26 protein-coding genes are annotated in these 24,253 nt (G+C 66.2%); 16 read left to right on the plus strand and 10 right to left on the minus strand.

What is annotated here, in order from left to right; genetic code table 11:
- Window positions 1-37 precede the first annotated feature (37 nt).
- Window positions 38-1,279 (plus strand): DUF1501 domain-containing protein, encoded by a 1,242-nt coding sequence (locus tag BUB09_RS10360; RefSeq protein ID WP_139250237.1) that lies wholly within the window; start codon window positions 38-40, stop codon window positions 1,277-1,279.
- Window positions 1,280-1,307: 28 nt separating this feature from the next.
- On the opposite strand, the gene BUB09_RS10365 is transcribed toward BUB09_RS10360, so the two are convergent.
- The 6 genes from BUB09_RS10365 to BUB09_RS10390 all read right to left on the minus strand — a co-directional run bounded on the left by BUB09_RS10365 (window position 1,308) and on the right by BUB09_RS10390 (window position 5,545).
- Window positions 1,308-2,039 carry a DUF429 domain-containing protein gene (locus BUB09_RS10365; RefSeq protein WP_072897512.1) on the minus strand — a complete coding sequence of 244 codons (732 nt, stop codon included), beginning with the start codon at window positions 2,037-2,039 and terminating at the stop codon, window positions 1,308-1,310.
- Window positions 2,032-2,256: a hypothetical protein gene (locus BUB09_RS10370; RefSeq protein ID WP_072897319.1), complete on the minus strand. Its 225-nt coding sequence runs from the start codon at window positions 2,254-2,256 to the stop codon at window positions 2,032-2,034. Before BUB09_RS10370 ends, BUB09_RS10365 begins: the two co-directional genes overlap by 8 nt.
- A complete protein-coding gene (locus BUB09_RS10375) occupies window positions 2,253-3,557 on the minus strand; it encodes an ABC1 kinase family protein (protein WP_072897320.1) in 1,305 nt (434 codons plus the stop codon). Before BUB09_RS10375 ends, BUB09_RS10370 begins: the two co-directional genes overlap by 4 nt.
- A 95-nt stretch (window positions 3,558-3,652) precedes the next feature.
- Window positions 3,653-4,690 carry an ACR3 family arsenite efflux transporter gene (gene arsB, locus BUB09_RS10380; RefSeq protein WP_072897322.1) on the minus strand — a complete coding sequence of 346 codons (1,038 nt, stop codon included), beginning with the start codon at window positions 4,688-4,690 and terminating at the stop codon, window positions 3,653-3,655.
- Window positions 4,687-5,187, minus strand: coding sequence for an arsenate reductase ArsC (locus BUB09_RS10385; protein WP_072897324.1), 501 nt, complete (start codon window positions 5,185-5,187; stop codon window positions 4,687-4,689). Before BUB09_RS10385 ends, arsB begins: the two co-directional genes overlap by 4 nt.
- Before the next feature lie 25 nt (window positions 5,188-5,212).
- The gene (locus BUB09_RS10390) at window positions 5,213-5,545 is read right to left on the minus strand and encodes an ArsR/SmtB family transcription factor (RefSeq protein ID WP_072897326.1); all 333 of its coding nucleotides are present in this window, start codon (window positions 5,543-5,545) and stop codon (window positions 5,213-5,215) included.
- A 124-nt stretch (window positions 5,546-5,669) separates the two neighbouring features.
- Here BUB09_RS10390 and BUB09_RS10395 point away from each other — a divergent pair, with 124 nt between their 5' ends.
- Window positions 5,670-6,350 (plus strand): YoaK family protein, encoded by a 681-nt coding sequence (locus tag BUB09_RS10395; RefSeq protein WP_217650284.1) that lies wholly within the window; start codon window positions 5,670-5,672, stop codon window positions 6,348-6,350.
- Between the two features lie 184 nt (window positions 6,351-6,534).
- On the opposite strand, the gene BUB09_RS10400 is transcribed toward BUB09_RS10395, so the two are convergent.
- Together BUB09_RS10400 and BUB09_RS10405 are read right to left on the minus strand one after the other, a co-directional pair.
- The gene (locus BUB09_RS10400; protein ID WP_072897328.1) at window positions 6,535-7,023 is read right to left on the minus strand and encodes an Hsp20 family protein; all 489 of its coding nucleotides are present in this window, start codon (window positions 7,021-7,023) and stop codon (window positions 6,535-6,537) included.
- A gap of 93 nt (window positions 7,024-7,116) precedes the next feature.
- Complete coding sequence (locus BUB09_RS10405) at window positions 7,117-8,169, minus strand: CobW family GTP-binding protein (RefSeq protein WP_072897330.1); 1,053 nt, start codon at window positions 8,167-8,169, stop codon at window positions 7,117-7,119.
- A 132-nt stretch (window positions 8,170-8,301) separates the two neighbouring features.
- On the opposite strand from BUB09_RS10405, the gene BUB09_RS10410 reads away from it, so the two are divergent.
- The 6 genes from BUB09_RS10410 to BUB09_RS10435 all read left to right on the plus strand — a co-directional run bounded on the left by BUB09_RS10410 (window position 8,302) and on the right by BUB09_RS10435 (window position 14,685).
- A complete protein-coding gene (locus BUB09_RS10410; protein WP_245793244.1) occupies window positions 8,302-8,946 on the plus strand; it encodes a hypothetical protein in 645 nt (214 codons plus the stop codon).
- A gap of 82 nt (window positions 8,947-9,028) precedes the next feature.
- A complete protein-coding gene (locus BUB09_RS10415; protein WP_084083342.1) occupies window positions 9,029-9,844 on the plus strand; it encodes an outer membrane lipoprotein-sorting protein in 816 nt (271 codons plus the stop codon).
- Between the two features lie 3 nt (window positions 9,845-9,847).
- A complete protein-coding gene (locus tag BUB09_RS10420; RefSeq protein WP_245793245.1) occupies window positions 9,848-12,613 on the plus strand; it encodes an MMPL family transporter in 2,766 nt (921 codons plus the stop codon).
- Window positions 12,614-12,631: 18 nt separating this feature from the next.
- Complete coding sequence (locus BUB09_RS10425) at window positions 12,632-13,510, plus strand: SDR family oxidoreductase (protein WP_072897334.1); 879 nt, start codon at window positions 12,632-12,634, stop codon at window positions 13,508-13,510.
- A 2-nt stretch (window positions 13,511-13,512) separates the two neighbouring features.
- The gene (gene greB / locus BUB09_RS10430) at window positions 13,513-14,025 is read left to right on the plus strand and encodes a transcription elongation factor GreB (protein WP_072897335.1); all 513 of its coding nucleotides are present in this window, start codon (window positions 13,513-13,515) and stop codon (window positions 14,023-14,025) included.
- Window positions 14,026-14,151: 126 nt separating this feature from the next.
- Complete coding sequence (locus BUB09_RS10435) at window positions 14,152-14,685, plus strand: CC0125/CC1285 family lipoprotein (protein ID WP_072897345.1); 534 nt, start codon at window positions 14,152-14,154, stop codon at window positions 14,683-14,685.
- 61 nt (window positions 14,686-14,746) lie between these two features.
- On the opposite strand, the gene BUB09_RS10440 is transcribed toward BUB09_RS10435, so the two are convergent.
- A complete protein-coding gene (locus tag BUB09_RS10440) occupies window positions 14,747-15,112 on the minus strand; it encodes a rhodanese-like domain-containing protein (protein ID WP_072897346.1) in 366 nt (121 codons plus the stop codon).
- Window positions 15,113-15,363: 251 nt separating this feature from the next.
- Between BUB09_RS10440 and BUB09_RS10445 the strand changes: the two genes are divergently transcribed.
- The 7 genes from BUB09_RS10445 (at window position 15,364) to BUB09_RS10480 (ending at window position 22,243) form a co-directional block, all read left to right on the plus strand.
- Window positions 15,364-16,122 carry a DUF3450 domain-containing protein gene (locus BUB09_RS10445; RefSeq protein ID WP_245793246.1) on the plus strand — a complete coding sequence of 253 codons (759 nt, stop codon included), beginning with the start codon at window positions 15,364-15,366 and terminating at the stop codon, window positions 16,120-16,122.
- Complete coding sequence (locus tag BUB09_RS10450) at window positions 16,119-17,531, plus strand: MotA/TolQ/ExbB proton channel family protein (RefSeq protein WP_072897348.1); 1,413 nt, start codon at window positions 16,119-16,121, stop codon at window positions 17,529-17,531. The genes BUB09_RS10445 and BUB09_RS10450 overlap by 4 nt, the downstream gene beginning before the upstream one ends.
- Window positions 17,531-18,097 (plus strand): MotA/TolQ/ExbB proton channel family protein, encoded by a 567-nt coding sequence (locus BUB09_RS10455; protein WP_084083344.1) that lies wholly within the window; start codon window positions 17,531-17,533, stop codon window positions 18,095-18,097. Before BUB09_RS10450 ends, BUB09_RS10455 begins: the two co-directional genes overlap by 1 nt.
- Complete coding sequence (locus tag BUB09_RS10460; protein WP_072897350.1) at window positions 18,094-18,498, plus strand: ExbD/TolR family protein; 405 nt, start codon at window positions 18,094-18,096, stop codon at window positions 18,496-18,498. The genes BUB09_RS10455 and BUB09_RS10460 overlap by 4 nt, the downstream gene beginning before the upstream one ends.
- Before the next feature lie 5 nt (window positions 18,499-18,503).
- On the plus strand, window positions 18,504-19,262 hold the full coding sequence (locus BUB09_RS17220) for an energy transducer TonB (RefSeq protein ID WP_175550172.1): 759 nt from the start codon (window positions 18,504-18,506) through the stop codon (window positions 19,260-19,262).
- A complete protein-coding gene (locus BUB09_RS16760; RefSeq protein WP_245793247.1) occupies window positions 19,259-21,841 on the plus strand; it encodes a DUF1329 domain-containing protein in 2,583 nt (860 codons plus the stop codon). Before BUB09_RS17220 ends, BUB09_RS16760 begins: the two co-directional genes overlap by 4 nt.
- 126 nt (window positions 21,842-21,967) lie before the next feature.
- The gene (locus BUB09_RS10480) at window positions 21,968-22,243 is read left to right on the plus strand and encodes a hypothetical protein (RefSeq protein ID WP_072897363.1); all 276 of its coding nucleotides are present in this window, start codon (window positions 21,968-21,970) and stop codon (window positions 22,241-22,243) included.
- Between the two features lie 14 nt (window positions 22,244-22,257).
- On the opposite strand, the gene BUB09_RS10485 is transcribed toward BUB09_RS10480, so the two are convergent.
- Complete coding sequence (locus BUB09_RS10485; RefSeq protein ID WP_072897365.1) at window positions 22,258-22,701, minus strand: DUF6918 family protein; 444 nt, start codon at window positions 22,699-22,701, stop codon at window positions 22,258-22,260.
- 45 nt (window positions 22,702-22,746) lie between these two features.
- Between BUB09_RS10485 and BUB09_RS10490 the strand changes: the two genes are divergently transcribed.
- The gene (locus tag BUB09_RS10490; protein WP_072897367.1) at window positions 22,747-24,174 is read left to right on the plus strand and encodes an ABC1 kinase family protein; all 1,428 of its coding nucleotides are present in this window, start codon (window positions 22,747-22,749) and stop codon (window positions 24,172-24,174) included.
- Window positions 24,175-24,253 lie beyond the last annotated feature (79 nt).

Consider the following 24,253-nt stretch of genomic DNA (forward strand, 5'->3'; position numbering starts at 1 on the left):
TCGCGCTCTGGCTTGCCATCAACGGAGATCCCTGACCATGTCCATTTCCCGTCGCGATCTGCTCGGTGCCGGCCTTCTCGGCAGTTTGCTGGCCGTGTCGCCGTCGATGATCGCGCGTGCCCGCGCCGCCGAGCGCCCGCGTCGTCTGGTCGTCGTCATGCTGCGTGGTGCCGTCGATGGTCTCAGCGTCGTCGCGCCGTATCAGGACGCGGCTTATTACCAGCGGCGCGGCACGATCGCGTTGCCGCGCCCCGGCACCGATGGTGGCTTGATCGATCTGGATGGCCGGTTCGGCTTGCACCCGGCGCTGGCGCCACTGCAGCCGTTGTGGGCCCGTGGCCGCCTCGGCTTCGTCCACGCTTGCGGATCGCCGGACCCGACGCGCTCGCATTTTGATGCCCAGCACTATCTGGAGACGGCGGTGCTCGCCAAGGCCTCGCGTGACGATGGCTGGCTCAACCGGCTGGCCGCGCAAGTGGTAGCTGACGACGATGCCTTCGGCGCCGTTAGTTTGAGCGCGACGCTGCCGCGCATCTGCAGCGGCGAGCACGACGTCACCAACGTGCCGCTCGGGCGCGGCGTGCTCAAGCCATCGGCGCTCGACCGTGCCGAGGTTGCCGCGTCATTCAGCGCGATGTACCAGGCCAGTGGCGATGCGCCGATTGCCGACGCGTACCGCGAAGGCTTGGCAACGCGCCAGCGCATCCGGCGCGATCTCGCCAGCACCGCGCCCGACGACGAGACGCGCGTTGCCGACAACGGCGCGCCACCGCCGATTGGTTTTGCGCTCGATGCCAGCCAACTGGCGCGGCTGATGGTGCGCAACCCCGAGTTGCAACTGGCCTTTCTGCAACTGGGCAGCTGGGACACGCACCTGAAGCAAGGTGCGTCGCGCGGCGCGTTGGCCGATCGTCTGCGCGGTCTCGGCGATGGTTTGGCGACGCTGGCGCGTGACCTCGGCCCGGTGTTCGACGACACGCTGATCGTCGTGATGTCCGAATTCGGCCGCACCGTTGCCGAAAACGGCGCCGGTGGCACCGATCACGGCCACGGCAATGTGATCTGGTTGTTGGGCGGCGGGCTCAAGGGCGGCAAGGTCTGGGGCCAATGGCCCGGGCTGGACAGCAGCGCCTTGTACGAAGGCCGCGATTTGGCCGTGACCACCGACTTTCGCAGCGTGCTGCAGCAGGTCTGCGCCCAGCATCTGCGGCTCGACGACCGCCAGTTGGCTGCGGTGTTTCCACAAGCCGGCGCCGACTGGAATCAGCGCCTGCTGTGAGGCGGCATCGCCGACGCGGCGCGCGGGCCTAGACCCAGATCGCGCTCGCCAGACCCGTGCGGTCGCGCACCGGCGTCGGCGGCAGGCAATGCGCCTGCGCGCGCTCGATCCGCTGCGCCGACCACAGCACCGCCAGCGCGTCGATCAAATCGTCGCGGCCGACGCCGCTGGCGCGATCCGCCAGCAGCCGCTCGATCGCGCGGCGCGGAAAGTGCCGTGCCAGTAGCGCGATCCGCTGCGCCTGGCCGTCGTCTGACTTCTTCGACGCGACCAGTCCCTTGCCATCGCCGCCCTGCGCCGCGTTCATCGCGGCAAAGCTCAGCTCGGGATGCACTTCGCGGACGCGGCCGGGCGCGGTCGCGTCCGCCGCCAGCGCGTCGTCCCATTCGCGGATCTTCGGCAGGATGCCGAAGCTCTGCACGCCAAAGCCGCGCCCGTCGATCGCCTTGTGCAGCGCCGAGGCTTCGGCTTGCGTGCGCGCGTGCAGCACACCGCGCACCGGTGCCGAAAAGATGCTGCTGGCGCGGTGCCCGCCGAGGACCTGACGCGCCAGCGCATCCGAGGCGCGCGGCCCGTGTTCGGACAGGCCGATCGGCACGTCGACGCCGATCACGCGCGCATCGCGGTGCGCGGCCAGCAGCGCGGTGGCGTCCGCGTAGACCTGCGCCTGCAGGCGACGGCTCGCTGATCGCCAGCAGGCGATCCAGCCGGATTTGCAGCCATCGACGCCGACCACGGTCGTCGCCGCGGCTTCAGTCATCGACTGCGTCGGCGTCGTCGACATCGAGGTTTGCATCGTCACCGTCGAGCGCGGCCAGCGTGCCGGCGCTGCGCAGAAACTGGCGCTGGTAGTGGCGGTTGCGACGGTTCTTTTTGGCGTGCGACCGCTGGCCGCGACGCTTGTCGACGACCAGCGCATCGAGCGCGCTCAAGTCGTCGAGCGAGGCCAGATCGTTCGGCGAGCTGCGGCGCGTCATGCGGCGGCCGCCTGCTCGTAGCGATGCAGCGTGTCGAGGATCAGTGCGCGCAGCGGCACGCGGGCGTCGAGAGTGCGCAGCAGCCAGTACAAGCCGCTGAGTTCCCGCATCACGAACACCAGATCCGATACCGGCGTGAACTTGAACGTGTAGCGAATGTGCCGGCGACCGGCCGCGCGCAGATCGTCGATGAAATGCGGCTGGCCGAAGTCGACCGTATCGTGTTCGACCATCCGGCCGAGGCTGAGCGTGCCGAACTCGGCATACAGCTCCTGCAGCTCATCGAAGTCGACCGCTGGATCAACGCCGTCGAGCGCGCGCAGGCAGTCGTGCACGCCCGACCAGTCCTGGGCCAGCGCGGCCCGCAGCATCCGCGCGACTTGCGCGACCGTTGCGGCGGGTACGCGCTTGACGCAGCCCATGTCGTAGACGACGACATGGCCGTCGCTGCGGAACGCGAAGTTGCCGGCATGCGGGTCGGCGTGCACGGCGCGCGCAAAAAACAGGCTATGCACGAACCATTGGCACAGATGCAGCGCCCACTGCTCGCGCAGCGCCGGCAAGGCCAGCCGCGCTTGCTCCAGCGGCTCGCCGGGCTCTTCACTCATCACGATCAGGCCGTCGGTGCACAGCGCCGTCTCCGGCGTGGCGTAGACGATGCCGGGCAGGCTGGCGTACTGGTGCATGGCCTGCAGATGTTCGAGTTCGCGGCTGTAGTCGGTTTCTTCGGCAAAGCGCGCGCGCACCTCGTCCATCAGCCGGTCCATCGCCGCGTCGTCCAGCGGCAACAGCTTGCTCAGCGTGATCAGCCGGCGCAGCTGCACCAGATCGGCGTCGACCGCCTCCTTGACGCCGGGATAGCGGATCTTGACGACGACCGCGCGGCCATCGGCCAGCGTCGCGCGGTGTACCTGACCGATGCTGGCGGCCGCCAGCGCGACCGGCTCGATGCGTGCGACTTGGGCGCGCTGCGCCGCGCTCCACTGCGTATCGATCAGCGCCTGCAAGTCGGCCAGCGGTACCGGCACGGCGGCGCGCTGCAACAGCCGCAGCTGATCGGCCAGCGCCGGCGGCAGCAGATCGCCGTATTGCGAGGCGAGTTGGCCGAGCTTCATTGCGGCGCCGCGCAGGCTGGCCAGCGTGCGCACCCAGTCGGCGCCGACCGCGCCCCAATGGCGGGCCTGGCTGTCGGCATCGTCGCCGGGCGTCAGTTTTTGCAGCACGACGCGGCCAAGCGTGCGCGCGCCGGCACCAAACAGCTTCAGCGTGCGCGATGTGGGCGACGGAGGTCGTGCCGGCATCGGAGGTCTGCCAGTGGTCGAGGGATTCCACACCTTAACGGCAAACCGGCTCGATCAGATTCAACGGCGCGCGATCGCCGTTGACGACGGTGTCGTCAGGTGGCGGCGTCACCGTAGACGCGGCGACGCAGCCACAGCGCGACGTGGACCAGCGCCAGCAGCACCGGCACTTCGACCAGCGGCCCGATCACCGTGGCGAAGGCCACCGGCGAGCCGATGCCGAAGCTGGCGATGGCCACGGCGATCGCCAGCTCGAAGTTGTTGCTGGCGGCGGTGAATGCGATCGACGTCGTCCGCGGATAGTCGGCGTCGATCCAGCGGCCCATCCAGAAACTCAGGCCGAACATCAGCACGAAGTAGATCGCCAGCGGCGCGGCGATGCGCAGCGCGTCGATCGGCAGCGCCAGCATCTGGCCGCCCTTGAGGCTGAACATCATCACGATCGTCGCCAGCAGCGCGACCAGCGTCAGCGGCGCGATCCGCGGCAGGAATCGCTGTTCGTACCAGGCGTTGCCGTAGCGACGGCCCAGCCCTTGGCGTAGCGCGATGCCGATCACGAACGGCAGCCCTAGGTAGATCAGCACCGCGCGCGCCACGGTCCAGAATCCCGCGTCGACGACGCGGCCTTCCAGCCCCAGCAGCGGCGGCAGCACGCCGAGAAACACCCAGGCGTACGCGCTGAAGAACAACAGCTGAAACACCGAATTGAACGCCACGAGCCCGGCCGCATAGGTGGCGCTGCCGCAGGCGAGCTGGTTCCAGACCAGCACCATCGCGATGCAGCGCGCCAGGCCGATCAGGATCACGCCGGTCATGTAGGCCGGCTCGTCGCGCAGGAACAGCAGCGCCAGCGCGAACATCAGCACCGGCCCGATCAGCCAGTTCTGAACCAGCGACAGCAGCAGCACGCGGCGGTCGCGGAACACCAGCGGCAGCTCTTCGTAGCGCACGCGCGCCAGCGGCGGAATCATCATCACGATCAGCCCGACCGCGATCGGCGTGGCGCCAAGCGCTTCGGGGATCGCGCCGACGTACAGCGACAGCAGCACGCCGGCCACCATCGCGAGGCCGATCCACAGCGTCAGGTAGCGGTCGAGCCAGCCGAGCCGAGCGGCTGGGGTGGGCGCGCTCATGACTGACCGATCTGCTGCAGACGCTGCTGCAAGGCAAGCCGGTCGAGGCTGGCCATCGGCAGGCTCGCGAACAGTTCCAGACGGCGGCACAGCAGCTGCCAGGTCTGCAGGAACGCGCGGCGGATCTGCTCCTCGCTGCCGACGACTGCGGCGGGGTCGGGCATGCCCCAGTGCGCGGTCATCGGCTGACCGGGCCAGTACGGGCAGGTTTCGCCGGCTGCCGAATCGCAGACGGTGAACACGAAGTGGAGCGGCGGCGCGCCCGGTGCGGCGAACTCGTCCCAGCTCTTGCTGCGCAGCGACTGAGTGTCGATGCCGGCGCGCTGCAACAGCTCCAGCGCGTACGGATTGACCTCGCCGCGCGGCTGGCTACCGGCGCTGTGGCCGACGAAGCGTTCGCGCAGCGTCGGCAGATGGTTGATCGCCGCCTCGGCCAGGATCGAGCGGGCGGAATTGCCGGTGCACAGAATCAGCACCTGATAGCGGGAGTCGGGCATGGGTCGGGTCGTCGCAGGTCGTGGATCAGCAGGTGGTGCAGCCGGTTGCTTCGATGCAAGCCGGGTCGGAGGCGCCGCCGGCGCAGCAGTGCTCGGTCAGGTAGCCGAGCAGTTGGTTCATCGCGGCGAAGTCGGCGGCGTAGTGGATGTAGCGGCCGTCGGGCCGGGCCTGCAGCAGGCCGGCGCGGCTCAACTCTTTCAAATGAAACGACAGCGCGTTGGGCGCGATGCCCAACTGCGTGGCGATCTCGCCGGCCGGCAAGCCGTCGCGGCCGCGCTGCACCAGCAGGCGGAACACCGCCAGCCGCGACGGCTGGGCCAGCGCGGCAAGGCGGTCGACGGCGATTTCGGTGTTCATGCTTCAAAGCTTATTGAAGCAATGTGATCGATTCAAGACACGTTGAAATGAAGGATTGCTTGCGACAAACGCTGCCGCTGCCGACACTTGCAGCGATGATCCGGAAACTCCCGCAACTGCCGTGATGACGCGCCTGCCGCGCTGGGTCGAGATCGGGGGCTTCTGGCTGGCGGCGATCGCGGGCGCCGTCAACGCGATCGGTCTGCTCGGCTTCAAGCATCAGGCGGTTTCCCATCTGACCGGCAGCTCGACGCTGCTCGGCCTGGCGCTGGTCAATCAGGACGGCGCCGATGCCTGGCATCTGCTGCTGATCCTGCTGAGCTTCGTCGCGGGCGCGGCGTTCAGCGGCGCGCTGACCGGTCACACCGCGCTGCGGCTGGGCCATCGCTACGGCGTGGCGCTGCTGATCGAAGCTGCACTGCTACTGCTGGCCATGGTCGCGATGCAGCATGGCGCCGACGTCGGCCATCTGCTGGCATCCGCCGCCTGCGGCTTGCAGAACGGCATGGTCAGTACCTACAGCGGCGCCACGATCCGCACCACGCATGTGTCCGGCATGTTCACCGACCTGGGCACGATGCTCGGCGCACGGCTGCGCGGCCATCCGATCGACCGGCGCAAGGCACTGCTGTTTCTGTTGCTGATCGCCGGATTCATCAGCGGCGGCTCGGCCGGTGCGCTGGCCTTCCAGCACTGGCAGTTTGCGGCGCTTGCCGTGCCCGCTGCCGCTGCCGCGCTGCTGGCGCTGGCGTACTGGATTTACCGGGCGTCCGCAGAGGGTGCGCAGCTCAATCGATTGGGCTAGTCAGCGACGGCCATCGCACGCTGATGATCCCGCTACCGCGACGGTCGCTGCTGCTGCTGCGACCGGAGGGGTCGGACCATTCCGGCCCTGAGCTTGTCATGAGCCGCGCATAAAGAAATGGGGCGCCGATGGGCGCCCCATTTCGTTTACGGCAGCGGTAGCCCGTTGGACCGGGCGGCGACGATCACGCGGCGCGCTGGTCCACGGTCACGCCGTTAGCAGCGGCGCCAGCGGTCTGCGGCAGGCTGTCGCCGGCGATCGAGATGCGACGCGGCTTGGCGGCCTCGGGCACGCGACGGACCAGGTCGACGTTCAGCAGGCCATGCTTCAGGCTCGCGCCGCGCACTTCGATGTGGTCGGCCAGACGGAACGACAGCTTGAACGCGCGCTGCGCGATGCCCTGATGCAGGTACTGAACCTGCTCGGATGCCTTTTCGCGACGGCCGCCGGTGATCGTCAGCACGTCGCGCTCGACCTGGATGTCCAGATCGGCGTCCTGCAGGCCGGCAGCCGCGATCACGATGCGGTAGTCGTCGTCGCCATGCTTCTCGACGTTGTACGGCGGATACGACGTGGCAGCGTCGCTGCGCAGCGCGGTCTCGAACAGGTCGTTAAAGCGGTCAAAGCCGATCGACGAGCGAAACAGCGGCGCCAGAGAAAATGCGGTGTTCATGTGCAACCTCCTGAATATCAGCAAAGTTTGTTGGATCGGGACCCAGACCTCGGCATCCCGACACCGCTCAAACTAGGCGCGGCTCGGAGGTTTTCAAGGGCTGCCGGCCGCACAGGCTCGCAGGTGGGTCAGGGTGTCGGTGACGATCTCCTGGCCGTAGCCGCGCGTAATGAACACCAGGCGCGTGCGATGGTCGTCATCCGGCCATGCCGGCAACTCGGTCGGCATGTGAAACGCCTTCTGCACGCCGTGAATCACGGTCGGCCCCGGCCGGCCGTCGATGTTGACGATGCCTTTGACGCGCAGCAGCGTCGGTCCGCACAGCGTGCGCAGAAACTCCAGCCAGCCGTAGAACCGCCCCGGCAGCATCGGCTGGTCGAGAATCAGGCTGAAGGTCTGGATGTCTTGCTCGCGCGGCGGCGGCGAGCCCGCCGGGCGCAGCGAATGCGCCGAGGCGGGTACGAAGCGCAGCGTGTCGGCCTGCGCCAGCAACGCGCCCGGCCGGAACTGCGGCGAGCTCGGGTCATGGCGGCCGCCGGTGAACAGCAGCGACGGCTGCGCGCTGCCTGGGGTCAGGGCACTGACCTCGGCGTCCGGGTTCATCGCCGTCAGTTGCGCCTGCAGCGCGTCGACGTCGGCGGCGCTCACCAGATCGGTCTTGGTGATCAGCAAGCGGTCGGCGGCCGTGATCTGCTGGACGGCGATGTCGTGCGCAGCCAGCGTATCGCCGCCGTTGAGGGCATCGACCAGCGTCACCACCGAATCGAACGTGAAGCGCTCGGCCAGTTCCGGCGTACGCAGGATCTGCATCAGAATCGGCCAGGGCTCGGCCAAGCCGGTGGTTTCGATGATCACGCGCTGCAATGCGGTCTGCGCGCGCTCCTGCATCCGCTGGCTCAGGCTCAGCAAGGCTTCGGCGATTTCGCCTCGCGCGGTGCAGCAGATGCAGCCGTCGGCGATCAGGGCCGTGTCTTCGGGCGCCGATTCCACCAGATGATGGTCGATGCCGACGCTGCCGTACTCGTTGATGATGACGCCGGTACCGATCATCGCCGGCTGCTTGAGCAGGCTGTTGAGTAGCGTGGTCTTGCCGGCGCCGAGAAAGCCGGTCAGCAGGCAGACGGGGATGCGGTCGGGCGGGTTCACGCGGCGGCTCCTGAGTGACGGGTGGCGACGGTAACATGCGTCCGCAGGCAGCCTGAACGCTGCGGCACCGGCGGTGCGGCTGCCGGCAGACGAAACGGACTTCTGCGGAGGATGGTTGAAAAAGGACCTTCGATGATCGATGTCGCGGTCGGGACGATCCCGCTGGCGGTCAAGCTCGGCTACAGCGCGTTCATGGCGGTGTTGGTGCCGGTGTACCTGCGCCACTACGGCCCGACCAATTTTCTGTACCTGTGCGACGTGGCCCTGCTTCTGACACTGGCCGGCGTCTGGCTCGAAAGCCCGCTGCTGCTGTCGGTGGCGACCACCGGCATCCTGGTGCCGCAGATGTTCTGGCTGGCCGACTTCATCGTCCGCGCGACCCGTCGGCGGGCCACCGGCATGACCGACTATATGTTCGACCCCCGGCGCTCGCGTTTGCTGCGCGGGCTGTCGTTGTTCCATGGCTGGTTGCCGCTGCTGCTGGTCTACTTGGTCGCCCGAGTCGGTTACGACCCGCGCGCCTTCTGGGTCTGGACCGGCTTGGCCACGCTGCTGCTGTTGGTTTGCTACTTCTACCTGCCGCCGCCGACGCCGCATCGCCAGGGCATTACGCCGGTCAACATCAACTACGTGTACGGCCTGTCCGACGAGGTGCCTCAGCGCTGGATGCCGGGCTGGGCTTGGATGGTATTCATCGTGATCGGATCGCCGCTGCTGCTGTACGCGCCAGCGCACGGCTTGATGCTCTGGCTGATGCCGTTGCCGGGCGCGCATTGACGCGGAGGGTCGTTTGCACGGGCGCCAGCGCCGCCCGCTAAGCTAGTACGAGAGCGGGTGCACCCCGCCGGGAGACAGATCGATGCGAAACCCTAGGGACTACCGGGCCGGTGTGCGCCTGCTGGCGGCTGCCTTGCTGATGCTGGGAGCCAGCAGTGCGGGGCAGGCCGCGCCGACGGCCGCGACGGTCGAGGCGATTGACGCCTGCATGCGCGCCAACATTCCGCCCGCATTGCAGATCCGGCAGTTCTCCCTCAATGCGGTCGATCACAACGGCGCCGGCCGCTTGATGAAGGGTCGTCTGTACGCGATCCGCGACAACGGCCTGCTGCGGACGATGCTGCGCATCGACTCGCCGCCGGATCTGCGCGGGGCCGCCTATCTGTTGCGCGAAGGCGAGGCGGCGCAGCAGGACGCGATGTACGTCTACCTGCCGGCGCTGAACAAAGTGCGGCGCATCATGGGCGGGACGCAGGACAATCCCTTGTTCGGTACCGATCTGTCCTATGCCGATCTCAAGCAGATCTCGCATGCGTTCAGCGGCGGGCAGATCGAATTGGAGAAAACCGACAAGATCGACGGCCGCGACACCTACATCCTGGGCCTGATCCCTGACGCGAGCCAACAGTCGCGCTACTCACGAATCCGCACCTGGGTCGACCGTGAGTCCTGCGTGGCGCTGCGCGCCGAGTTCATCGCCGATGGGCAAGCACGCAAGCGCTACAGCGCATCGGCCAAAGATCTTCTGAAGGCTGGGCCGCACTGGTATGTCGCCAAGGGCGTCATGGAAGATCTCGGCGAACATAGCCGGACCCAACTGAGCATCGACGGCGTCGCCACCAGCGACGCGCTGCCCGATCTGTACTTCAATCCGCGCAGCTTCTACCTGGGGAACTAGCGCTTGACGCGTTTGTTCAACCGCTTGGTCGACGGGGTTGCAAGCCACCCGTGGTGGCCGCTCGTGCTGGTGTTGGCGATCACGATCGCGGCAGCGCTGAACTGCGTCGACCGTGACGGCAGCTTGCGTATCGGCGTCGATCCGTCGACCGAAAAACTGCTGCCGCAGGATGACGCCGACCGGCTCAGTTTCGAGCATCTGCGCGCGACGTTCGGCGATACCGACGCCATTCTGCTCGCGGTGCGCTTCGACACCGTGTGGCGTGCCGACAGCTTGGCCGCCATTGCCCAGCTCAGCGACGCGCTGCGCCGCGTCGACGGCGTCAAGAGTGTGTATTCGCTGGCCACGGCGCCCAATCTGCTGGCGCAGGGCGAAGACATCGAGGTCAGCACGTTTACCGAGCAGGCCGCGCAGGATGCTTCGGTCATTCCGGCCTTGGCCGACGCGTTCGTGCGCAATCCGGTGTATCGCGGCACGCTGGTGTCGTCAGATGGTCGCTATGCAGCGCTGGTCGTGTCGCTCGATGGCGTCGACGAAGTCCGCTTTCTGCGCGAACACTACGAACGTCGCTTCCGCGAACTCGCCCAGCAGACCACCGGCAGCGCCGAGATTCACGTTACCGGCGCGTCGGTGATCCGCGCCGCGACCACGCTGGCGCTGCTCGACACGCTCAAGTTCACGATCCCGACGATCTACGGTCTGATCGTCGTGCTGTTGCTGGTGGCGTTTCGCTCGATCCGGGCGATGCTAACGGCCGTCGTCGGCGTCAGCATCGCGATGATCTGGACGCTGGCCAGCGCCGTGGCGCTGGAGATTCCGCTGAACGTGGTCACCGTGATCACGCCGCCGCTGGTGGTGACGCTGGGGCTGGCCTATGCGATCCATCTGCTGTCGGATTTCTTCTCCGAGCCGGCGCGCAATGCCGCCGAGCGCCGCGAGCGCAGCATCCATGTGATGAAGCAGTTGGCGCCGGCCTTGCTGCTGGCGACGGCGACCACGGTGGCGGGATTCCTAGCGCTGCTGCTCAATGCGCTGCCGGCGATCCGGCAGTTCGTCATGCTGTCGGTACTGGGCGTGTCGTACCTGTTGCTGCTGACGCTGTTCTTCATGCCGGCCATGCTGTCGGTATTGCACTGTGGCTCGCGGGAACACAACCAGCTTGGCAACCGCTTGGCGCAGCGCTTCGCGGGGCCGCTGTCGCGGTTCGACACCCGTTGGCGCAGCCGCATCATCGGCGTCGCCCTGGTGCTGGTACCGGTCTGCCTGCTGCTGGCCACTGGCATTCCAGTGGGTGCCGACTACGTGAAAGGCTTTGTCGCCGACCATCCGGCGCGGATGGATTACGAGGCCGTCAACCGGGTCTTCAACGGCGCCAATCTGGTGTCGGTGCACATCGACAGTCATCTGAACGATGCGCTGACCGAGCCGGAACTGATGCAGGCGATCGACGGGCTGCAGACTTGGCTGCGGAAGCAGCCTGAAGTTGGCGCCGCCGTGTCGTACGTCGATCATCTGAAGCTGATCAACCAGAGCATGAACGAGGGCGCGGCTGCGGCTTATGCCTTGCCCGACAGCGCCGCCGCCGCCAAGCAGTTGCTGGTGTTTGCCGGTGGCGACGACCTGCGTCGTTTCGTCGATCCGCGATTTCGCGAGGCTCTGATCTCGATTCGTCTCAACGTCAACGACTCGGCCGAGATCGCCCGCTTCGCCGAGCGCACCCGTTTGCAGCTGGCGACGCTGCCGCAGCCGCTCGACGGCGAACTGACCGGCAGCTCGGTGCTGGCGACGCGCACGGTCGAGGAGATCGGCAAGGGGCAGTGGCTGTCGCTGGCCGTGGCCGGTGCGGTGATCTGGGCGCTGCTGGCGCTGATGTTCACGTCGATGATCGCCGGCTTGTGGGCCTTGTTGCCCAACCTGCTGCCGGTTGCCGTGTACTTCGGTCTGCTGCGGATTCTCGACATTCCGCTGAACCCGACCAATAGTCTGATCGCCAGCATCGTGCTCGGCATTGCGGTCGACGACACCGTGCACTTCCTGGCGCGCTTCAACCGCTACGCGCGGGCGCTCGGCAACGAGCAGCAAGCCGTCGAGAAGGCGCTGGCCGGCACGCTGCGCCCGACCACGCTCAACACGCTGGCGCTGTGCCTGGGCTTGCTGATGTTTGCCGGCAGCGACCTGCGATCGCAGGTGCAGTTCGGCTTGCTGGCGTCGTTTACGCTGTTCGTTGCGTGGATTTCCGAGATCACGCTGACGCCGGCACTGGCGACGCGCCTGAAGATCGTCACGCTGTGGGATCTGCTGCGGCTGGACTTGGGCCAGTCGCCACAGCACACGATCCCGTTGTTCTCGGGGCTGTCGCTGCGTCAGGCGCGAGTATTCGCGTTGATATCCAAGCTAGAGCGCCACCAGGCCGGCGATTTGGTGATTCGCCAGGGCGATGTCGCGCGTGACATGTACGTGGTCGTCGACGGCGATATCGAGATCTGGATCGATCGCGGAGGGGAGCACCAGACGCTGACCCGCCTGACGCGTGGCGCGGTCTTGGGTGAGGCCGGCTACTTCGGCCAGAAGCGCACCGCCAACGCGGCCGCAACGACACCGCTGCGCGTGCTCCGCTTCGACTCGCAGGACTTGGAGCGGCTGCGGCGCCGCTACCCGCGGATCGCCGCTACCGTCTTCCGCAATCTGAATCGCGTCCAGGCCGAGCGGCTGGCGCGTGCCACGGCCATGCTGCAGGAAAGTCACCAGCGCGGCGAATCACCACAATAAACATGACGAGGAGCGGCAATGGATCTGGACGCATTCAAACTCAAGCCTTTGACGGCCGGCTCGCTGGCTGGCAAGACGCTATTCATCACCGGTGGTAGCCGCGGTATCGGCCTTGCGATCGCCGAGCGTGCTGCGCGTGACGGCGCCAACGTCGCCATCGCGGCCAAGACGGCCGAGCCGCATCCCAAGCTCGAAGGCACGATCTATTCGGCCGTCGAGGCGATCGAGCGGGCAGGCGGAAAGGGCCTGGCGCTGCAATGCGACATTCGTGACGAGGCCCAAGTGCAGGCGGCGGTCGCCGCCACGGTCGAGCGTTTCGGCGGCATCGACATCCTGGTCAACAATGCCAGCGCGATCCAGCTGACCGGCACGCTGGAAACCGACATGAAGCGCTACGACCTGATGAATGGGATCAACGCGCGCGGTACGTATCTGGTGGGTCGCACCTGCATCCCGCATCTGAAACGCGCTGCCAATCCGCATATCCTGGCGCTGTCGCCGCCGCTGGATCTGTCGCCGAAGTGGTTTGGCCCGCATGTGGCGTATTCGATGGCCAAGTACGGCATGAGCTTCTGCATCTTGGCGTGGGCCGAGGAATTCCGTAAGGCCGGCATTGCGGCCAACGCGCTGTGGCCGCGCACCGGCATCGCCACGGCGGCGGTCAACATGCTCGGCGGCGAGGCGCTGATGAAGCAGTCGCGCAAGCCCGAGATCATGGCCGATGCCGCGCACGTGATGCTGACGCAGCCGAGCCGAGCATTTACCGGCCAGTTCTGTATCGACGATCTGGTTCTGCAGGCCGCCGGTGTGAAGGACTTCAGTCATTACGCGGCCGTGCCGGGCACGACGCGCTTCATGCCCGACTTCTTCGTCCCGGACGGGCTTCCCGAGGTCTGAGCATGTCGCGCTATCGGCCGCCGTCGGAGAAGGGCTCGCTGTACGTGACGGCCGGTGGCTATGCGCGTCTGCGCGACGAGTACGACCAGCTGTGGCGCGTGCGCCGCCCCGAGGTCGTCCGCGCCTTGGCCGCAGCGGCGGCCGAAGGTGACCGGTCCGAGAACGCCGAGTACCAGTACCGTAAAAAGGAACTGCGCGAGATCGACCGGCGCGTGCACTACCTGCAGGTCCGACTGCCGGAACTGCAGGTCGTCGACCGTGTTCCGGACCGTGGCGACCGTGTGTTTTTCGGCGCCTGGGTCGAGGTGGCCGACGACAGCGGTGAGACTCGGCGCTACCGGATCGTCGGCCCGGACGAGGCCGGCTTCGACGGTGGCTACATCAGTGTCGATTCACCACTGGCACGGGCGCTGCTGGGCAAGGGCGAGGGTGAGGTTTTCCGGCTGCGGCTGCCGTCGGGTGAAACCGAAATCGAGGTCGTATCCGTAGGCTATGACGCGCCAACTCGCGCTTGAAACGCGGCGCCCGGCCCCAACTGAATCGTAAATGAACGGTTGTGCCGACCACGGTTTCGGCGCGCGATAATGCGCCATCGGCGGCCGGGTGCCGCCCGAACTTTTCGCCTTCCCAGGAGCCTTCGCATGCGTAACTCTGTCCTTCGCAGCCTGACGCTGACGAGCCTGGCGCTCGCGCTGACAGCCTGCGCCACGGCCACGCCGTACCAGCCGATCAAGAACGGCGTCGGCTACGCCGAGCAGCGGCTGGAGTCCAACCGTTACAAAGTCACGTTTGCTGGCAACTCCAGCACGCCGCGGCAGACGGTCGAAAACTACCTGTTGTATCGCGCCGCCGAAGTCACGCTGCAGAACGGCTACGACTATTTCGTCCAGGCCGATGCCAACACCGACGCGCAGACCACGTACTCGCAGACGTTCTCGGGTGGGTTTGGTGGGTTTGGTGGCTACGGCGGCTATTGGTCGCCGTTCTATGGCCCCGGTTTCGGATTGGGCGTCAGCAACGCGATTCCGCGCACCGAGTACGAGGCACAGGCCAATATTCTGGTCTTCAAGGGCCCCAAGCCGGCCGACAACTTCAAGGCTTTTGATGCCCGCGAGGTCAAGGCCAACCTGGAGTCGCTGATCGCCCGTCCGCCGCAGCAGGCCGCGCGCAACTGAGCGTTCACTGACGTAGCGCGTGCCGCCGGCAGCGGCGGCGCGCGCTACGTCATCGTCAGCGTCACTCGACCGGCAGCAGGTCCTTCAGTTCGCGCCAGCCGCCGTCGATGTTGACGACATTGTCGTAGCCCATTTTCTTCAGGTTGTCGGCCGCCAGAGCCGACCGGAACCCACCGCCGCAGTACAGGTACAGCGGGGTGCTCTTGTCGGGATGGCGCGATTCGATATCGCGCTCGATGACGCCCTTGCCGATATGCTCGGCGCCCTTGATGTGCCCGGCTGCATATTCGCTTTCTTCGCGTACATCGATCAGCTTGGCGTTGGGCACGGCGCCCAGTTCGGCCGCCAGCGCGCGCGCCGGGATTTCACGGACCCGGCTGCGGGCGTCGTTGACCAGTTTCAGAAAGTTGTGGGAGTGGCCGCTCATCGTCGTTCCTGTCGTGCGTGGCATGGATGTAGGCGCCGATTCTACTGATGCGGGCGCGATCCGACCCGTGGTTGCCGTGGAACCGGGGTTCGAAACCGCGGTCGATCGGGTGGCTGCGTTGGCCTCGTCCATATCGACGTTGACAGCGACAACGGCGGCGCCGAATCTTCGCGGCAAATTAGTGGGTCGACTTGCGATTGAGGAGCGTACCGGTGCAGAGGTCTTTTCGGGCCCATTCTTGGGCTCTGCTCTTGTCATGGCCGCTGGCCGTCACGGCGCTGCCGGTGACCGCAGCCGCTGCCGATCCGGTCGGGCAGGCGCTCGACGCCACGATCGCAGCCAACCGGGGTGCGCGTGATTCTCAGGCGCGGATCAACCAGCTCGATGACGCCACGCGGCAGATGCTGGAACGCTATCGCGCGGCCACCTGGCAGTCGCAGCAGCTGAAGGTTTATGCCGAACAGCTCGAAGAGCTGGCCAATGGTCAGGAGGCGGAGCGCGATTCGCTGTCGCGGCAGTTAACCGAGATCGATCGCACCGAGCGTGAACTGTTGCCGCTGATGCTGCGCATGGTGCAAGGGCTCGAAAGCGTGGTTGCTGAAGACCTGCCGTTTCTGCAGCAAGAGCGCAAGGACCGCGTCGATGGCATCAAGCGGCTGATGTCGGACCCGTCGACCAGCAATGCCGACAAGTTCAAGCGAATTCTGGAGGCCTATCAGATCGAAGCTGAGTACGGTCGCACGCTGGGCGCCGAGCGTACGCAGATCGATCAGCGCACCGTCGACGTGCTGCGCGTCGGGCGCACGGCGCTGTACTACCTGAGTACGGACGGCAGCCAGGCCGGGTGGTGGGATGCCGCCGCACGCCAATGGCAGACGCTGGACTCGGAGCACATCACGCCGATCCGCCGCGGTTTGCGGATGGCGCGCGAAACCTTGGCGCCCGATCTGTTGCAGTTGCCGATGCCGCAGCGGCTGGCTGCCGCGCCCGCCACCGAGACCGCGCGATGATCGCCGCGACCTCACGCATTGCATCGGGCGCATTGGCGCTCGCGCTGCTGCTGGCGTCGTTGTCGTCGCTGGCAGCGACCCCGCCGCCGGCTAACGGCCTGGATAAGTTGGTCGAGCAGATCCGCGACGGTTCGCGCGAAATGTCCAAGACCAACGCCGAGCGCGAAGCGCGGTTCCTGCGCGACAAGACGCAGCAAGCGGCGCTGCTGGCGCAAGCCGAGGCCGCGCGGAACGCGGCCGATGCCCGCGCCAAGGCGGCCAAGGCACGGTTCGATGGTGCGCAAGCCGGCATTGCCGCGCTCAAGCAGCAGCTGTCCGGCCGCGTGGGTGATAGCGCGCAGATTTTTTCGGCCGTGGCCGAGGCCGCGGGTGCGTTCCGTGCACAGGCTGGGGATTCGCTGGTGACGCCGCAGTTCCCCGACCGCATTGCCGAACTCGACGCGCTGGCGCAGGCGCGCGAGCTGCCCGGTGTCGACCAGATCGAGCAGCTCTGGCTGGCCTACGCCCAGGAAATTGCCGAAGGCGGCAAGGTGGCGCGCTTCGACGCGCAAGTGTTCGACGACCAGGGCAGCCCGCAGCAACAGCAGGTCACGCGTATCGGCCTGTTTACCGCGTTCGCCGACGGCCGTTACCTGGCGCTGCAGCCCGACACCGGCAAGCTTGCGGCGTTGGCGCGCCAGCCCGGCCACACTGGCCTGATCGATGATTTCGGTCGCGGCGACGAGCCGCTGGCCACGATCTTGATCGACCCGTCGCGCGGTGCGCTGCTGCGCCGTTCGGCCGAGCGGCCGACGCTGGGCGAGCGGATCGATCAGGGCGGCGAAGTTGGCTACGTAATCATCGCCATCGGTATTCTCGGCGGCGTGCTGGCGATCTATCAGCTGGTGTATCTGCTGCGGGTCGATCGGCAGGTGCGTCAGCAGTTGCGCCAGATCGAGCAGCCGCGGCTCGACAATCCGCTCGGCCGCGTGCTGGCGAGCATTGCGCCGCAGGGCGCCTCCGACGCACTGCTGCTGCAAGATCCCGAAGTGCTGGAAACCCGCCTGTCGGAGGCGATTCTGCGCGAAACGCCGAAGCTGGAGCGCTACCAGTCGCTGCTGAAAATGATCGTTGCAGCCGGCCCCTTGCTCGGCCTGCTCGGCACCGTCGTCGGCATGATCATGACCTTCCAGGTGATCACCGAACTCGGTGCCGGCGACCCGAAAGTGATGGCCGGTGGCATCTCGCAGGCGATGGTCGCCACGGTGCTCGGCTTGATCATCGCGATCCCGCTGCTGTTCGCAAACAGCTTCCTGGGCTCGCGCTCGCGCGCACTAACGCAGGTGCTCGACGAGCAGGCGGCGGGTCTGCTGGCGCGCCATCTTGAAGCCAACTCCAAGGCTCAGAGCAGCGCCGCAGGAGCGCGTTGATGCGTCAAATGCTGTCGATGCCACTGACCCTGCTGCTCGATTTCCTCGATGCCGGCGGCTGGGTCGTGGCCTGGATTCTGATCACCGCGCTGATCATGTGGACGCTGGTACTCGAGCGCGCGTGGTATCTGTGGAAAATCCATCCGCTGCGACGGGCTGCCGTGATCGCCGAGTGGCGTTCACGCACCGAACATCACAGCTGGGCGGCGTTGCGGATCCGCAGTGCGATGGTGTCGCAACTCCAGCTTGGCCTGGAGTCGGGCATGGCACTGATCCGTGTCACGGTGCCGATGGCGCCTTTGCTGGGCCTGCTCGGTACCGTCACCGGCATGCTGCAGGTCTTCGACGCGATGACCTCGTCGAGCAATGCCGATACGCGCGCGATGGCCGATGGCATCAGCCACGCGATGATCGCGACGATGGCCGGTCTCGTCGTCAGCTTGGTCGGCCTGCTGTTCAGTCACTTGTTCACAACGCGCATCCAGCGCGAGACCGCCTACATCCACGATCTGCTCGACGGCCGCCCTTCGGCTCGCGTCGGCCGTCGCATCGGAGCTGCAGCATGAAGTTTCGCCGCCATACCGTGGTGCAGGAAGACACCGGTATCGACCTTGCACCGATGCTCGACTTCGTGATGAACCTGCTGATCTTTTTCATCATCGCCGCCGCTTTCGTGCACGAGTCGGGCATTCGCGTGAACCGTCCCGCCGCCAAGACGGCCAAGCCCGAGGACAAGGGCAGCATCTTCGTCGCCGTGTCGGCAACCAACGAAGTCTGGATCGATCGGCAACGCGTCGACATCCGCCGTTTGCGCGCCGAAATCGAGCGCATGCGACGCGACCGGCCCAAGGCCGCCGTCGTCGTTCAAGCCGATCGTGATGCGCGTGCCGGACTGATGGTCGAGGTTATGGACCAGGCGCGTCTGGCGGGTGTTGCCGACGTTGCCATATCCGCAACGCCGCAATAGCCCCGATGCCGTCGATCGCCGTCAGGTCCGAGGTTCCATTGCCGCGCGTGTCGAGGCTGCGCTGGCTGTGGCTGCCGCCGGCGGCCTTGCTGCTGACCTGGCTGCTGTTTCTGCTGATGATGTTGGCGATTCGGGGCCAGGAATCGACGCTGGAGCCGCCGACGACGATCGAAGACGTGCGGGTCGTCCAGACCGAGCGTGACGAGACCCCGCCAGCCGACCCGATGAAGCTGCTGCAATCAGCGCCGCCACCGCCGCCTGAGGCGCCACCGGCGTTGGCGCAGGCAGCTTTACCTGAATTGTCGATGCCGGCCGTTGCCGTTTCGACGATCGATGTCGGGACCATCGCGGTGCCGACCGGATCGGTTGCGATTGGGCTCGGCAGTTCGCTGGGGGCCTCGGGCGTGTTCGGCGGCTTTGCCGGCGGCGGTGGCGGCAATGGCAACGGCAGTGGTGGCGGCGGTGGTGGCGGCGGTGGGGCCTGGAAGGGCAAGCCGCTGGTGCCGCTGTCGACCGCGCGGCCGCAGATGCCGGAATGGGCCTGCAAGCAAAAGCTCGGCGGCTGGGTCGAAGCCGTGTTTACGGTCGACCCCAACGGTCACGTCAAGGACGTCAAGATCATCAATGCCGAGCCGCGCGGCGTATTCGAAGCGGCTGCCGTGGAAAGCATCGGCAACTGGTTGTACGAGCGCACCGGCAAGTCGGCCGAAGTCCGTCAACGCGTGCCGATGGATCCGGCCGATTGCGCCTACAACTACCGTTGAAGCGCGCAACCGTCCGCATCGCCGCGTTGTTGCTGGTCACGTGGTCGTGGCCGGCGACCGTGTTGGCCGAGCAATACCGCAGCGAAGTGCGCGAAGTGCCGAACACACCTGCGCAAAAGCCGGTCGATCCGCAGGTGCTGCTCAAGCAGACCACTGATCCTTACGGGCGTGCGCTGCTGCTGCGCGATATGGCCGCGACGGCGGCCGCCAAGAAAGACTACAAGCAGGCCGCCCAACTGCTGGAGCAGGCGATCGCGACCAAGGCATTGGCCGGTCCGGCCGAGGCCGCGATGCGCCAGGATTTAGCGTCGTTGTACATGGCCAGCGGCAATACCAAGCAGATGCTGCCGCAGCTTGAAGCACAGGTGAAAACCGGCAAGGCAGCGCCGGAAACCTACATCGCGTTGGGCGCCGCCTACCTTGAGCAGAAGCGTTATGCCGATGCCGCGCCCTTGCTCGAAAAAGGCGTGCGCGCGGTACCCAATGCCGACCTCAGCTGGAAGCGCGCGTTGCTGGCCGCCTATCTTGGATCGGGACGCGACAAAGACGCGCTGCCGCTGCTCGAAGAAGCCGTCAAGCGTGATCCGTCGCGGCGTGAAGAATGGATCCAGCTGGCCGCGGTCAGTGTCAAAGCCGGCAACAAGGAGCGCGCGCAGGCCGTCATGGAAGTGGCCAGCCGGCTGGGCTTTTTGCGCGACGCGCAGGACCGGCTGCGACTGGTCACGTTGACCGGCCAGATCGGAGCACCATTCGAGGCGGCGTCGCTGCTGACGGGCTGGATCGACGGCGGACAGTTGGCCGATGACGCGCCCAACCGTCGTTTGCTGGCGACGCTGTGGGTCGCGGCGCGCGAGAAGAAGCGTGCACTGGCGGCGATCGATGCTGCGCTGGCCAAGGGCGGCAGCAACGACCTGCTGCAGCAGAAAGCGCAGCTGCACATGGAGCGCGAAGAGTACGTGCAGGCAGCCGCCACGCTGGAAAAGCTGGCCTCCGGCAACGGCCGCAACGGCCCGCTGCTGATGACCTTGGGATTGGCGCGCTACCAGCAGGCCGATATCGACGGTGCCCTGTCGGCATTCCGCGCCGCTCAGGAGTTCACGCCGAGCAAGAAACTCGCAGCCGACTGGATCAAGTACCTCGAATCCGGCCGCGCGCGCGACGAGGCGCTGGCCGCAGCCGCCGATTTGCAGCGCCGGCAGCCGGACGACGACGTCGCGCTCAGCGATCGTCTGACCAGCGGAGAAACCTTGACCGTTACCGCGCCGCTGCCGGCCGCCACGTCAGCCGACGTGGTCATGGGCTCGGCGAGGCCCAGTGGTGCGCTGACCCCGATCGGCGCGGAGCGCGGCGGCAATGCCGACGGCAGCATTCCCGCGTGGACCGGCGGCCTGAGCGCACCGGCTGGCACTGCCAAGGGCCAACGGCTGAAAGATGCGTTTGCCGCCGACAAGCCCTTGTTTACGATCACCGCTGGCAACGCGGCGCAGTACGCCGGCAAACTGTCCGATGGCCATCGCCGCTTGCTAGAAACCCGGCCGGGCTACGCCATGCCGGTTTACACCAGCCGTCGCAGCGTTGCGTATCCGCAGGCGATCTATGACGCCACGCAAGCCAACATCGGCAAGGCGCGGTTGATCGGCTCGGATTCCTTGAGCGGCGCACGATTGGGCGTTCCGTTCCCGAAGCCCGATTCCGGCGTGCAAGTGATGTGGAACCATCGAGTCCGCTATCGCGGCGATTCGATGCAAGCGCAGACCGCGCAGGCCGCCGTGCAGAAAAGCGGCAGCGCCACCTGGCTCAAGCAGACCGAATTGGTTTACTACCGCTACGGCAACATCGCCGACCCGGTCGATATCGGCCAGAAGAACATCCTGCTGTATTACCTGACTTGGTTCGGCAAAAGTGCATCGCGCAAAGACTTCCTCGCGCTGGTGCACGAGACGGCCGACACCACGCGTGGGGCTCGCAACGTGTGGGCGCTGCCGCTGGACATCGGCCGCATGTTCCGCATCCCGCCCGTCGGTTACGACCAGCCGTTCCCAGGCTCCGAAGGCCTGCAGTTCGTCGACATGGTCGACATGTACAACGGCGCTTTCGACCGCTATGTCTGGAAGCTGATCGGCAAACGCGAAATGCTGGTGCCTTACAACAACTACCGGATCGGTGATGGCCGTTACCGCTACGAGCAGTTGATCAAGCCCGGCTATCTGAACCCCGAGGCCACGCGCTACGAGATGCACCGTGTCTGGGTCGTCGAAGCCACCGAGCGCGGTGGCAAGTCGCACTCGTTCGGCAAGCGCGTGTTCTATGTCGATGAAGACAGCTGGAACGTGGTGCTGGTCGAGAACTACCAGCGCGACGATCGCACCCTGTGGCGCTTCCAGGAAGGGCATCTGCTGGCGCTGTACGACGCGCGGTACGCCAACTGCCTGCCGGTGGTGACCTACGACTTCAAAGACGGCCGCTACTTCATCAACCGGCTGACAGCGCAGGAACCGCCGCCGCAGTACGACCTGCCGGGGCTCAAGGACGGCGACTTTGCACCGGACGCGGTCAAAACCCGCTACGGGCAACGCTGACGGGATCTGCGCAGAGGCTGCCCCAGCGCATCCTGTTACGTCCGATCGTCGGACTGGCGTGCAAACCCTATCGCCGCCATTGGCGTCTGACCGGTACACGACGCCATAGAAAGCGGGAGAGCGCTGATGAAAGCAACGACATGGTCGGTCACGGTCGCGAGCGGGCTGTGCCTGGTCGCAGGCGCCGTTCAAGCCGCCCCCGAGCAGCGGCCGGGACAGATTGCCGTCGACGAGATACGGCACCAAGCCCTGGAAAGCTTGCGCCAGGAAGGTCTTGCCGCGCTGCCGTTGCGGCTGTCACAAGACCTCGAAATGGCCAACCGGGACGCTGGGTCGCTGTCGCGCAAGCCTCTGGTGGAAAGGGGCTGGGCGGCCGCGATGCACGATGCCGCCGCTCGTTGAACGGCGGCCGAGCGTCAGCTCATGTAACCGCTGATCGTCTTGGCCAGCTCGGGCAGTACCGCTGCCATTTCGTCATTGATGCTGCCCCGCAGCTTGGAATACGCCATCTTGACGGTCTCGTTGCTGCTGGCGCCGACGCGATGGTCGAGTACGCCGATCAGTGCCGCCGTAGCGGGTGCCGAGTTCTTGCGCAGGAACAGGCTAAAATCGCGGTCGCCAGACTGCAGAAACTGCTGATGCAGCGGCTCCAGCGCCACTGCAAAATCCGGCAGCAGCTTGCGCACCACGCGTGGAATCGCGTCGGGTACCGCCGTTTTGAACATGCCCAGTCCGGCCTTCAGGGCCAGGCCGCGCAAGCTGCGTAGACCGTTCAGATGACGTTCGACCGTCGTCGCGCAGGCTTGAGTCAGGGCTTCTCGCTGGTGTTCGACGAGCAAAATGTCAGACAGTGTTGGCATAGTGGTTTGCAGCGCGTATCGGTTGGGCCAGGAATCCAATAGTTTATGTCGAAGCAAAGCGATGAGTCCTCACCGCTGCCGGCGCGCAAGCCCGGCATGGATCGGCTGAAGACGCGGCCGTTCGAGCGCAATCTGGCGCTGACCAAGCTTGGGTTCGGCGCCGGCAGCAGCATCGTGGCCCACAGCATCCGCAACATCTTTCGCGGTGAAGTGTCGCGCGACGAAGCCAATCGCGAGTTCTATCAGCGCCAAGCGCAAGTGTTGGCCGATGAACTCGGCCAACTCAAGGGCAGCGTGATGAAAGCGGGGCAGATGCTGTCGTTGTACGGGCAGTACTTCCTTCCGCCGGAAGCCGTTGAGGTGCTGTCGACGCTGCAAGACGACACGCCAGCGGTGTCTTGGCAGCACGTGGCACCGGTTCTGGACCGCCAGCTGGGACGCGAACGGCTGCGCGAGCTGGATATCGACGAGCAGCCGATCGCCGCTGCATCGCTGGGACAGGCGCATCGCGCACGCCGCAAGCGTGACGGGCTGGAACTGGTGGTCAAGATTCAGTACCCCGGCGTTGCCGATGCGATCGACAGCGATATCCGCACCCTCTCAAGGTTGCTGCTGATGTCGCGGCTGACGCCCAAGGGTCTCGATATCGGCCCGATCTTCGCCGAACTGCGCGAGATGCTGGTGCAGGAAGTCGACTACTTGGCCGAGCGCCGTTTTACCGAGGACTTTGCACGACGCCTCGACGGCGATCGGCGTTACGTGGTGCCCACCGTGCTCGGCGAGTATTCCGGAGCCCGGGTGCTGACGACGACCTACGAGTCAGGCTACAGCCCGCGCGCAGCCGAGGTCAGCGCGCTGCCGCAGCCGCGTCGCGATCGGCTTGGCGGCGCATTCATCGAGCTGTTCGTTCGCGAGTTCTTCGACTGGGGCCTGGTGCAGACCGATCCTCATTTTGGTAACTATCGCGTTCGAATCGGAGACCGTGCGGACGATGACCGTATCGTACTGCTGGATTTCGGGGCGACCCGCCGTTTCGAGCGCCGCTTCGTCGCCGCCTACTCGTGCATCGTTCGCGGCGCCATCGAGCAGGATCATGCACTGATCGAGCGCGGCGCCACCGAGATCGGCCTGATAGAAGCTGGATTTCCTCGTCCCGCGATGCTGGCCTTCGCCCAAATGTGTGAGACGATCGTCGAACCGTTCACCGACCCGGCGGAACAAAGGATACCCAAAGCGCTGCTGACCACGGACGGTGCTTACCGCTGGGGTGATAGCGATCTGCCGATGCGTGCTGCCCAGGCGGGAGCCAAGAACGCATTGTCGGTGCATTTCCGGGTGCCGCCACGCGAAATCGTGTTTCTGCACCGTCGTCTCGCCGGTGTGTTCATCATGCTGGCGCAGCTGGGTTCGCAGTACAGCCCGCGCGCCGCGGTACTCGATGCGTTGTCGCGAGTTGAAGTGTCGAACCGATGAGCTCGCGACAGGTCCGAGTTGCTTGCTGCAGTGCAACTCCTGAGCGGTTGTGTTCGGCGGCTGAAAGGTTTGGAAGTTT

This window comes from Hydrocarboniphaga daqingensis, assembly GCF_900129825.1.
Lineage (GTDB): Bacteria > Pseudomonadota > Gammaproteobacteria > Nevskiales > Nevskiaceae > Hydrocarboniphaga > Hydrocarboniphaga daqingensis.